9 protein-coding genes and 1 pseudogene are annotated in these 10,919 nt (G+C 69.4%); 3 read left to right on the forward strand and 7 right to left on the reverse strand.

Annotation, left to right across the window (positions count from 1 at the left end; translation table 11 throughout):
• The 7 genes from PKE44_RS09105 to PKE44_RS09135 all read right to left on the reverse strand — a co-directional run.
• On the reverse strand, positions 1-283 hold a 283-nt coding region (locus PKE44_RS09105), incomplete at its 3' end, for a biotin/lipoyl-containing protein (protein WP_324550314.1).
• A gap of 38 nt (positions 284-321) precedes the next feature.
• On the reverse strand, positions 322-3,180 hold the full coding sequence (locus tag PKE44_RS09110) for a 2-oxoglutarate dehydrogenase E1 component (RefSeq protein WP_324550316.1): 2,859 nt from the start codon (positions 3,178-3,180) through the stop codon (positions 322-324).
• A 324-nt stretch (positions 3,181-3,504) separates the two neighbouring features.
• Positions 3,505-3,912, reverse strand: a complete 408-nt coding sequence (locus tag PKE44_RS09115) for a group II truncated hemoglobin (protein ID WP_324550318.1) — start codon at positions 3,910-3,912, stop codon at positions 3,505-3,507.
• Positions 3,913-4,143: 231 nt separating this feature from the next.
• A complete protein-coding gene (gene ettA / locus PKE44_RS09120; protein ID WP_324550321.1) occupies positions 4,144-5,808 on the reverse strand; it encodes an energy-dependent translational throttle protein EttA in 1,665 nt (554 codons plus the stop codon).
• Between the two features lie 171 nt (positions 5,809-5,979).
• Positions 5,980-6,252: a hypothetical protein gene (locus PKE44_RS09125; RefSeq protein ID WP_324550324.1), complete on the reverse strand. Its 273-nt coding sequence runs from the start codon at positions 6,250-6,252 to the stop codon at positions 5,980-5,982.
• Positions 6,249-6,509 (reverse strand): hypothetical protein, encoded by a 261-nt coding sequence (locus tag PKE44_RS09130; protein WP_324550327.1) that lies wholly within the window; start codon positions 6,507-6,509, stop codon positions 6,249-6,251. The genes PKE44_RS09125 and PKE44_RS09130 overlap by 4 nt, the downstream gene beginning before the upstream one ends.
• A 148-nt stretch (positions 6,510-6,657) precedes the next feature.
• Entirely contained in the window at positions 6,658-6,909 is a 252-nt protein-coding gene (locus tag PKE44_RS09135; RefSeq protein ID WP_324550328.1) for a DUF4124 domain-containing protein, read from the reverse strand.
• A 141-nt stretch (positions 6,910-7,050) separates the two neighbouring features.
• On the opposite strand from PKE44_RS09135, the gene PKE44_RS09140 reads away from it, so the two are divergent.
• From PKE44_RS09140 to PKE44_RS09150, 3 genes and pseudogenes are all read left to right on the forward strand, one after another.
• A complete protein-coding gene (locus PKE44_RS09140) occupies positions 7,051-8,730 on the forward strand; it encodes an AMP-binding protein (protein ID WP_324550329.1) in 1,680 nt (559 codons plus the stop codon).
• A 108-nt stretch (positions 8,731-8,838) separates the two neighbouring features.
• Positions 8,839-10,425, forward strand: coding sequence for a 2-isopropylmalate synthase (locus tag PKE44_RS09145; protein ID WP_324550330.1), 1,587 nt, complete (start codon positions 8,839-8,841; stop codon positions 10,423-10,425).
• Positions 10,388-10,919: pseudogene (locus tag PKE44_RS09150) on the forward strand (hypothetical protein); the annotation flags it as partial. The gene PKE44_RS09145 and the pseudogene PKE44_RS09150, both read left to right, overlap by 38 nt.

Below are 10,919 nucleotides of genomic sequence, written 5' to 3' on the forward strand. Positions count from 1 at the left end.
CGGCCGGCGCAGCCGCGGCAGCCGCGGCCGGGGCGTTGGCGGCGGCCCCGGCAACGATGGTCGCGATCAGGTCGCCGGCCTTCACGGTCGAGCCGTCGGCCTGCAGGATCTCGCCGAGCACGCCGTCGGTCGGCGCCGGCACTTCGAGCACGACCTTGTCGGTTTCGAGATCGACGAGGTTCTCGTCGCGCTTGACCGCATCACCCGGCTTCTTGTGCCAGTTGACCAGCGTGGCGTCGGCGACGGACTCGGGGAGGTTCGGAACTCGGACTTCTACGCTCATTCTCGTTATTCCCTGTTGATCTGGTTATGGGCCGGGGCTCAGAGGCCGAGGGCCTGGCTGACGAGAGCGGTCTGTTGTTCGACGTGGACCTGGTGCGAGCCGACGGCCGGCGAGGCCGAGGCGGCACGGCCGGCGTAGCTGAGCGTGTGCTTGCCGCTCAGGCCGGCTTCGAGGTGATGGCGGCTCTGGTACCACGCACCCTGGTTCTGCGGCTCTTCCTGGCACCAGACGATGTCGGTGGCATTCGGATAGCGCGCGATCTCGGTGTCGTAGTCGGCCTTCGGGAACGGGTAGAGCTGCTCGATGCGCACGACCGCGACGTTCTCGAGGTTCTGCTCGCGACGCTTTTCGAGCAGGTCGTAGTAGACCTTGCCCGAGCAGAACACGATGCGCGTGACCTTGGCCGGATCGAGGGCGTCGATCTCCGGGATGATCTCCTGGAAGCGGCCGTTGGCGAGGTCTTCGAGCGTGTTCACCGCCAGGCGGTGACGCAGCAGGCTCTTCGGGCTCATGACGATCGCCGGCTTGCGGAAGCTGCGCTTGCACTGGCGACGCAGCATGTGGAAGCACTGCGCCGGCGTCGACGGCACGATGACCTGCATGTTGTGCTCGGCGCACAGCTGCAGGTAGCGCTCCAGACGCGCCGAGGAATGCTCCGGACCCTGACCCTCGAAGCCGTGCGGCAGCAGCATCACCAGGCCGCAGAGCCGGCCCCACTTGGTCTGGCCCGAGGAGATGAACTGGTCGATGACCACCTGCGCGCCGTTGGCGAAGTCACCGAACTGCGCTTCCCAGATGATCAGGCCGTTCGGCTCGGCGGTCGCGTAGCCGTACTCGAAGCCGAGCACGGCCTCTTCGGACAGGATCGAGTCGATGACCGTGAAGGTCGGCTGGTCGGGCCTGACGTTGGCGAGCGGGATGTAGGCCGAGCCGTCGACGACGCTGTGCAGCACCGCATGGCGGTGGAAGAACGTGCCGCGACCGCAGTCCTCGCCGGAGACGCGCACCTGGAAGCCTTCTTCGAGCAGCGTCGCGTAGGCCATGTTCTCGGCGAAGCCCCAGTCGAGGGCCAGCGCACCGGCGGCCATCTTGCGGCGGTCATCGACGATCTTGGCGACGCGGGCGTGCGGCTCGTGGCCATCGGGGATGGTCTGCAGCTTCTCGGCGAGCTGCTGCAGGCGCTCCATCGGGAAGCCGGTCTCGCCGGGCTGCGACCAGTCCTCGTTCTTGTACGGTGCCCAGTCGACCGCGTACGGGTTCGAGACGCCTTCGAGCGTCGGGCGCGAGACCTGGATGCCGGCGTCGAGCTTGGCGCGGTAGTCGGCGACGCGCTGCGTGAACTCGCCGTCGGCGAGCACGCCCTCGCGCACGAGCTGCTCCGCATACAGCGTCGCGGCGGTCGAGCGGGCCTTGATCTTCTTGTACATCATCGGCTGCGTGGCCGAGGGCTCGTCGGCCTCGTTGTGGCCGTGGCGGCGGTAGCAGACCAGATCGATGACCACGTCCTTGCCGAAGGTCGTGCGGTAGTCCATCGCCAGCTTGGTGACGAACAGCACGGCCTCGGGATCGTCGCCGTTCACGTGGAACACCGGCGCCTGGATGATCTTGGCGACGTCGGTGCAGTACGTGGACGAACGCACGTCGAGCGGGTTCGAGGTCGTGAAGCCGATCTGGTTGTTGACGACGATGTGCACGGTGCCGCCGGTGCGGTAGCCGCGCACGCTCGCCATCTGGAACAGCTCCTGGTTGACGCCCTGGCCGGCGAAGGCCGCGTCACCGTGGATCAGCACCGGCAGCACTTCGAGGAACGGCAGCGGCGAGTCCTGGCCGCCGGACTTGCGCCGCTCCAGACGCGCACGCACCGAGCCCTCGACCACCGGGTTGACGATTTCCAGGTGCGAGGGGTTGAAGGCGAGCGCCAGATGCACGACGCCGCCCGGCGTCGCCACGTCCGACGAGAAGCCCATGTGGTACTTGACGTCGCCCGAGGAGATTTCGGCGCTGGTCTTCTTCTTGCCCTCGAACTCCTTGAACAGCTCCGCCGGCGCCTTGCCGAGGATGTTCACGAGCATGTTCAGGCGGCCGCGGTGGGCCATGCCGATGACGATTTCCTTCGCACCGCTCGCGCCGGCGTGCTGGATCAGCGCGTCCATCATCGGGATCAGCGAGTCGCCGCCTTCGAGCGAGAAGCGCTTCTGGCCGACGTACTTGGTGTGCAGGTACTTTTCGAGGCCCTCGGCAGCGACCAGCCAGTCGAGCAGTTCCTTCTTCTCGGCCGCGTTCAGGTCGAGCCTCGCGCCGGTGCCTTCGAGGCGATGCTGGATCCAGCGCTTCTCCTCGGTGGTGTGGATGTGCATGTACTCCGAGCCGATGTTGCCGGTGTACACGCGACGCACGAGCTCGAGAATCTCGCGCAGCGGCAGCTGCTGCTTGCCGACCTGCAGCGAGCCGACGTCGAAGCCGGCATCGAGATCGGCCTCGCTCAGGCCGTGCTCGGCGAGATCGAGGTCCGGCACCGCCGGGCGCTCGCGCAGCGCCAGCGGGTCGAGGGTCGCGGCCTGGTGGCCGCGCGTGCGGTGGGCGTTGATCAGGCGCAGCACGCCGGCCTGCTTGTGCGCGGCCTCGGGATTCAGCGACTCGCCGGCGCTGAGCTGCGGCAGCAGCGAGATGATCGCGCGCGGGTTCTGGCCGATCTTCGCGAACACTTCGCGCACCGGCCCGTGCAGGTGCTCGGCCGCGCCGTTGCCGCCGGCGCGCAGGCCGAGGAAATACGCCCGCCAGTTCTCGGAAACCGAATCGGGATCCTGCAGGAAGCTCTCGTAGAGGTCTTCGATATACGCAGCATTGCCGCCGGACAGGACCGAAGTCTGCCGGAACTGATCGAATGAGGTGCTCATTTGGCTTCTGTTGACTCCCCGTCGTTGAAAAACCCCGTGCGAACCGCCGGACAGCTTCGGCTCGGTCAGGGTGCTCGTAGGCCTCGACCTGGATGCTGATTTTTTCGGTACCACTCGCCGGATCCGGGACCGGCCTGCCGTCTTGCTGCGGCTCTTTTCGCCGCGGTATGTCCCGCGGTCGGTTTATTTATTCGTTTTCATCGCGGCAGCCGTGCCGTCGTTCGTTCTTCCCTTCGCCGGTGCTGGCACCGGAGGTTTTGCGCGGCAGCGGCCGCACTTCGTGAAATCTGGATTTCGTATCGTGCCTCGGACGCTCCGGCTGGTTCAGGCCACCGGCGGGTCGTGATCGGGCCGGTTGCGCATGTGGTCGGCCACCTGGGCCAGCGCCTTGCGCAGCGAATCGAGCAGCGCCGGATCGGCGCCGCTTTCATCGAGTGCACGGTTCATGCAGAGCAGCCACTGGTCGCGGCCGCCGGAGTCGATCGGGAACGGCAGGTGACGCGCGCGCAGGCGCGGATGTCCGTAGCGGGACTCGTACAGCGGCGGACCGCCGAGCCAGCCGGACAGGTACTGGAAGAGCTTTTCCCGCGATCCGGAAAGGTCGTCCGGATGCAGGCGGCGGATTGCCGCGGCTTCGGGCAGCGTGTCCATCAACTCGTAGAAACGGTCGACGAGCCCGCGGATTTTCTCCGCGCCGCCGAGTCGTTCATAAGGAGTTGGCTGCATGCCCATCGTGAAGGAGTTTCGCGCTGCCCTGAGCCACGCTTGCGCCCGGTTCCGGTTCGGTCCGGGTCTGGAAGTCGGCGGATTCTAAACCTTGCGGCACACGACTTGAAGCTGCAAAACCTCGCTGGGCGAGTGCATTCGTTTCGGATGACGAAGCGCTCCGGAGGCTTGCGCCGGACTGCGAAGAAGCGTGCGGCGGTCGCAGCATGAAGGCGAGCGCCGCACGGGGCGGGGATTTCAGGCCAGGCGCCTGTAGCGGATGCGGTGCGGCTGGTCAGCCTCGACGCCGAGGCGGCGCTTGCGGTCGGCCTCGTAGTCGGCGTAGTTGCCCTCGAACCAGACCACCTGCGAATCGCCCTCGAAGGCGAGGATGTGCGTGGCGATGCGGTCAAGGAACCAGCGATCGTGCGAGATCACCACCGCGCAGCCGGCGAAGGCGAGCAGGGCTTCCTCCAGCGCGCGCAGCGTCTCGACATCGAGGTCGTTGGTCGGCTCGTCGAGCAGCAGCACGTTGCCGCCGCTCCGGAGCAGCTTCGCGAGGTGCACGCGGTTGCGCTCGCCGCCCGAGAGGTCCTTGATGAACTTCTGCTGGTCCGTGCCCTTGAAGTTGAAGCGCCCGCAGTAGGCGCGCGAGTTGATCTGGTAGCTGCCGATCTGGATGAGATCCTGACCGTCGGAGATTTCCTGCCAGACCGTGTTGCTGCCGGTCAGCGCGTCGCGGCTCTGGTCGACGTAGGCGAGCTGCACCGTGTCGCCGACGCGCAGGCTGCCGCTGTCCGGGGTTTCCTGGGCGCAGATCATCCGGAACAGCGTCGACTTGCCGGCGCCGTTCGGACCGATGACGCCGACGATGCCGCCCCTGGGCAGACGGAAGTTCAGGCCGTCGATCAGCAGGCGCTCGCCGAAGCCCTTCTTCAGGTTCTCGGCCTCGACCACCAGCTCGCCGAGCCGCGGCCCCGGCGGGATGTAGAGCTCCTGGGTCTCGTTGCGCTTCTGGAATTCCTGCGATTCGAGTTCCTCGAAGCGCGCCAGACGCGCCTTGGACTTGGCGTGGCGGCCCTTGGGGTTGCTGCGCACCCATTCGAGCTCCTGCTTCATCGCCTTGATGCGCGCGTTCTCCTGCTTCTCCTCGCGCTCCAGGCGCTGCTCCTTCTGCTCCAGCCACGAGGAGTAGTTGCCCTCCCACGGGATGCCGTGTCCGCGGTCGAGTTCGAGGATCCAGCCGGCGACGTTGTCGAGGAAGTAGCGATCGTGCGTGACCGCGACCACGGTGCCCGGATACTCGTGCAGGAAGCGTTCGAGCCAGGCGACCGATTCGGCGTCGAGGTGGTTGGTCGGCTCATCGAGCAGCAGCATGTCGGGCTTCGACAGCAGCAGCCGGCAGAGCGCGACGCGGCGCTTCTCGCCGCCCGAGAGCCTGGTGACATCGGCGTCCCACGGCGGCAGGCGCAGCGCGTCGGCGGCGATCTCCAGCGTGCGCTCCAGATCGTGGCCGTCGGTGGCCTGCAGATAGGCTTCGAGTTCGGCCTGCTCGGCGGCGAGCTTGTCGAAGTCGGCGTCGGGTTCGGCATAGGCCGCGTAGACGGCATCGAGGCGCGCGAGCGCGTCCTTGATCGGCTGCACGGCGGTCTCGAGGTTGCCGCGCACGTCCTTGCCGGCATCGAGCTGCGGCTCCTGCGCCAGATAGCCGACCTTGATGCCGGCCTGCGGCCGGGCCTCGCCGTGGATGTCGGTGTCGATGCCGGCCATGATCCGCAGCAGCGAGGACTTGCCCGAGCCGTTGAGGCCGAGCACGCCGATCTTGGCGCCCGGGAAGAACGACAGCGAGATGTTCTTCAGGATCTCGCGTTTCGGCGGCACCACCTTCGAAACGCGGTTCATCGTGTAGATGTACTGAGCCATGCGGAGTCCCAGGGGGTCGAGGTACGCGCGAATGCCGGGCGCGCCGCAGCGGTCACGGTCGACGGGCGTCCGGCAGCGGGATCATCGCGACGGGCAGTGCGGCACCGCCGGCGAGGCGCCGAACGATACACCGCATTGCCGGCCCCGGCACGGGGCCGGGGCAGGCGCCGGCTACGGGCAGCCGGCCTCGCGCTGCTGGCGCTGGGAATCCTGCTGGCCGGCGCGGTTGCCGATGTCGGCCGCGAGCCGGGCGCGGCGGGCGAGTTCGTCACAGGTCTGCTGGTCGGCCCGCTGCAGGGGGTTCGAGCCGGTGCGCGTACCGGTCGGGATCAGGCCGAACAGCTCGTCCCGGCGGACGGAATCGCCGGCGGCAAGCGCCGGCAGGCCGGCGAGCAGGCAGCAGGCGCAGCCGAGCAGCAGGCCGGTCGGCAGCCGGGGACTCATGCGGCGAGTTCCCGTTGCCGGGCCTGGAGGTCGATGACATCCGGAGCGGTCGGGGCCGCCGTCAGCACCGAAGGCGGTGCGGCGGCCGCGGGCGGGCTGCGCAGCAGCAGCCGTGCCGGTTCGCACTTGCCGCAGAAGCGGCAGTACGCGGTGCAGCGTCCGTCGGCCGCGATGTCGCGGAAACGCCAGTCGTGGGCCAGCACCGGGCAGATCGCGCGACGCACGCAGCGGCCGAGCATGGCGGCAAGATTCGTCATGGCGACGGGCCTCTGCAACGGGGGGAGGGGGCGCGTCCTTGTGCTGGTGCAGCATCAGGTCTTGCGAGGCTAGCGGCGCGATTGTGCAGGTGCAAGAAATTCGCAAAGCGATGGATTGCGCAGTGCGGCAAAACACGGGCTGGCGGTCTCAGCGCGGGCCGGAGGACGGTTTCGGGGCCGGGGGCGCGCCCGGCGAGCCGCCGGCCGCCGGCGGCGTTGCCTGACGGTCGACGCCGGCACGCGGGCGCGGGTCGTACCACTCGGCGTCGGCGCCCGGAGGCGGGCGGTCGCCGTAGTGCCAGGCACCGTCGCGATCCTTCCAGCGGTAGATCTCGCCGGCATCGGTGACAGCCGGGGCGGCGAGCAGGGCGGCGAACAGCGGCAGGAGGAGCGCGCGCATGACGGTCTCCGGGCGTGGCGATGACTCCGAGTCTAGTCCGCGCCGGCAGGAAGCCGCGGGGGCGGCCGTATACGCTTGCCGGGATGGCTGCCAACACCGATGCAGGCGCCATCCTCTTCCGCAACCGCACGGGAGCCCCCCATGGAACCGATCTGGCTGGCCGAATACCCCCCCGGCGTGCCGGCGACGATTGACCCCGACAGCACCGGCACGCTGCCGGAACTGTTCGCCGAATCCTGCGCACGCTTTGCTGACCGGGCAGCCTGTCGCAGCCTCGGGCACGAGATCAGCTACGCCGAACTCGCGCGCCGTGCCGGCGAGTTCACCGCCTGGCTGCAGGGCCTCGGCGTGGCGCCGGGCACGCGCGTCGCGCTGATGATGCCGAACGTGCTGCAGTACCCGGTGGCGCTGTTCGGCACGCTCGCCGCCGGCTGCACGGTGGTCGGCGTCAATCCGCTGTACACGCCGCGCGAGCTCGAACACCAGCTCGCGGATTCCGGTGCCGAGGTCATCGTGATCCTCGAGAACTTCGCGCACGTGCTGCAGAAGGTCGTCGCGCGCACGGCGATCCGGCACATCGTGGTCACGGCGATGGGCGACCTGCTGCCGGTGCCGCGGCGCTGGCTGGTCAACGCCGTCGTGCGCCACGTGAAGAAGCTGGTGCGTCCGTACGAGCTGCCGCGGGCGATCCCGTTCGCCGACACCCAGGCCGGCGGCACGCCGCAGCCGGTGGCGGTGGCCGCGACCGACGTGGCTTTCCTGCAGTACACCGGCGGCACGACCGGGGTGGCCAAGGGGGCGATGCTCACGCACCGCAACCTCGCCGCCAACCTGCTGCAGGCGACGGCCTGGATCACGCCGGCGCTCGGCGGCGTCGGCAACGGCACCATCGTCACGGCGCTGCCGCTCTATCACATCTTCTCGCTGACCGCGAACTGCCTGACCTTCCTGCGCATGGGCTGGTGCAACCTGCTGATCCCGAACCCGCGCGACATCCCGGCCTTCGTCGATGAGCTCGCGAAGGCGCCGGTGCACGGCATCACCGGCGTCAACACGCTGTTCAACGCGCTGCTGAACCACGCCGAGTTCGGGCGCATCGACTGGTCGCAGCTGAAGGTGTCGCTCGCCGGCGGCATGGCGCTGCAGCGGGCGGTCGCCGAGCGCTGGGCGAAGGCCACCGGCGTGACGCTGGTCGAGGCCTACGGCCTCACCGAAACCTCGCCGGCCGTGTGCGTGAACCCGCTGTCGCTCGCCGAGTACAACGCCGCGATCGGCCTGCCGCTGCCCTCGACCGAGATCTCGATCCGCGATGCCGACGGCGTCGAACTCGGCATCGACGAGGCCGGCGAACTCTGCGTGCGCGGCCCGCAGGTGATGGCCGGCTACTGGCAGCGGCCCGACGAGACCGTGAAGGTGCTCGATGCCGACGGCTGGCTCAGGACCGGCGACATCGCCCGCGTCGATGCGCGCGGCTACGTGCATCTCGTCGATCGCAAGAAGGACATGATCCTGGTCTCGGGCTTCAACGTGTACCCGAACGAGGTCGAGGACTACGTGATGCAGCACCCCGGCGTGCTCGAAGCCGCCGCGGTCGGCGCCGAGGACCCGGTCTGCGGCGAGGTGGTCAGGCTCGTCGTCGTGCGCCGCGATCCCCAGCTCACGGCCGAGGCCCTGATCGCGCACTGCCGCACCGGCCTCACCGGCTACAAGATTCCGAAATTCGTCGAATTCCGCGACGAGCTGCCGAAGACGCCGGTCGGCAAGATCCTGCGCCGCAAGCTGCGCGACGGTGACGACGCCGGGGACGAGGGCGCGGCCTGAGTGCACGGGTGCGCGGCTTGGCAGTGCCGGGGTGCAATCCTATAGTGCCGCGTCTGTCCTGCCCGTTGCCGCCTGCCCGCCGTGCGCGCAGGCCCGGAGTCTGCGCCGATGAGTCCGATCGCCCCGAATTCCGACCCCCGCCCCGAAGCCCTGCCCGAGAAGCTGATCGTCTTCGACACGACGCTGCGCGACGGCGAGCAGAGCCCCGGCGCCTCGATGACGCGCGACGAGAAGATCCGCATCGCGAAGATGCTCGAACGCATGCGCGTCGACGTGATCGAGGCCGGCTTCCCGATGGCGAGCCCCGGCGACTTCGAATCCGTGCAGGCGGTCGCGCGCGCGGTGCGCGAGTCGACCGTCGCCGGACTCTGCCGCGCCACGGCCGCCGACATCGACCGCTGCGGCGAGGCGCTGAAGGACGCCGCGCAAGCGCGCATCCACACCTTCATCGCCACCAGCCCGATCCACATGAAGATGAAGCTGCGCATGGAGCCCGACGCCGTCATCGAGGCGGCGGTCGCGGCCGTGCAGCGCGCGCGCCAGTGGACCGACGATGTCGAGTTCTCGGCCGAGGATGCCGGGCGCTCCGAGATCGACTTCCTCTGCCGCATCGTCGAGGCGGTCATCGACGCCGGCGCACGCACGATCAACATCCCGGACACGGTCGGCTACAACGTGCCGCAGCAGTTCGCCGAGACCATCCGCGCGCTGCGCGCGCGCGTGCCGAACGCCGGACGTGCGGTGTTCTCGGTGCACTGCCACAACGACCTCGGGCTCGCGGTCGCCAACTCGCTGGCCGCCGTGCTCGCCGGCGCCCGCCAGGTCGAATGCACGATCAACGGCCTCGGCGAGCGCGCCGGCAACGCCGCGCTTGAGGAAATCGTCATGGCTGTGCGCACGCGCCAGGATGTCTTCGGCTGCGACACGCGCATCGACACCACGCAGATCGTGCCGGCCTCGCGGCTGGTCTCGGGCATCACCGGCTTTCCGGTGCAGCCGAACAAGGCCATCGTCGGCGCCAACGCCTTCGCGCACGAGTCCGGCATCCACCAGGACGGCGTGCTCAAGCACCGCGAGACCTACGAGATCATGCGCGCCGAGGACGTCGGCTGGACCGCCAACCGCATGGTGCTTGGCAAGCATTCGGGGCGGAACGCCTTCCGTGCGCGCATGGAGGAACTCGGCTTCGGCTTCGGCTCCGATGCCGAGCTGAACACCGCCTTCGCGCGCTTCAAGGACCTTGCCGACAAGAAGCACGAGATCTTCGACGAGGACCTGCAGGCGCTCGTCACCGAGGCCGCGCTCGAAGCCGGCAACGAGCGCGTGCGTCTCGCCTATCTGCGCGTCGGCTCCGAGACCGGCGAGATCCCGGTCGCCGAGGTCGTGCTGAGCGTCGACGGCAGCGAACGGCGCGCCCGCGCCCAGGGCTCCGGCCCGGTCGATGCCGCGTTCAAGGCCATCGAGCAGATCCTCGAAGCCGGCGCCGAGCTGAAGCTCTACTCGGTCAACGCCATCACCGGCGGCACCGACGCCCAGGGCGAGGTCACCGTGCGCGTCGAGAAGGCCGGGCGCGTCGTCAACGGCCAGGGCGCCGACACCGACATCGTCATCGCCTCGGCCAAGGCCTACGTCAACGCCCTCGGCAAGCTGGGCGCGAATGCCGGGCGCGCGCACCCGCAGCTCGGCGACGTCTGAGTCCGCCGTTTCCGGGATGTCCGACCGTCACCGCCGCTATCTCGCCGCGCTCGGCATCCCGCTGTGGCTGAGCCGGCGCGTGCTGCCGGGCGCAGCGCAGCCGGTGCCGGCGGACGCACAGGCGCTGTCCGGGCCGCCCTTCGAGCCGGACCCCGCCACCGCGCAGCAGGCGCCTGAGGGCCCGCCGGCGCTGCCCGCCGGCGTGGAAACCCGCAGGGCAGCGCCTGCCGGCGACGAGACGCAGCGGCTGCAGCTTCCGGATGCCGATGCCGTCGAGCCGCTGCCGATGCCGCTGCCCGCACCGCCACAGGCCCGTCCCGCATCCCCCGCGCGGCCGGCCCTCGCCGCCGAAGCGATCGAACCGCCTCCCGCCCCCGCCGTTGCAGAGCCTGCGCCGGCGCTGCGGCCCGTGTGTCCGCCGCCGGCCACCCCGGTGCCGGCCGACATCGACGACTGGCTGCCGCCCGAAACCGATCCGCCGCCGTCCGCACCCC

The sequence above is a fragment of the Plasticicumulans sp. genome (genome assembly GCF_035331805.1).
GTDB lineage: Bacteria > Pseudomonadota > Gammaproteobacteria > Competibacterales > Competibacteraceae > Plasticicumulans.

Bases quoted from the DNA above. Each gene is read 5' to 3' on its own strand.
- PKE44_RS09110 (WP_324550316.1), bottom strand. From the start codon at position 3,180: ATGAGCACCTCATTCGATCAGTTCCGGCAGACTTCGGTCCTGTCCGGC.
- PKE44_RS09115 (WP_324550318.1), bottom strand. From the start codon at position 3,912: ATGGGCATGCAGCCAACTCCTTATGAACGACTCGGCGGCGCGGAGAAA.
- ettA (WP_324550321.1), bottom strand. From the start codon at position 5,808: ATGGCTCAGTACATCTACACGATGAACCGCGTTTCGAAGGTGGTGCCG.
- PKE44_RS09125 (WP_324550324.1), bottom strand. From the start codon at position 6,252: ATGAGTCCCCGGCTGCCGACCGGCCTGCTGCTCGGCTGCGCCTGCTGC.
- PKE44_RS09130 (WP_324550327.1), bottom strand. From the start codon at position 6,509: ATGACGAATCTTGCCGCCATGCTCGGCCGCTGCGTGCGTCGCGCGATC.
- PKE44_RS09135 (WP_324550328.1), bottom strand. From the start codon at position 6,909: ATGCGCGCGCTCCTCCTGCCGCTGTTCGCCGCCCTGCTCGCCGCCCCG.
- PKE44_RS09140 (WP_324550329.1), top strand. From the start codon at position 7,051: ATGGAACCGATCTGGCTGGCCGAATACCCCCCCGGCGTGCCGGCGACG.
- PKE44_RS09145 (WP_324550330.1), top strand. From the start codon at position 8,839: ATGAGTCCGATCGCCCCGAATTCCGACCCCCGCCCCGAAGCCCTGCCC.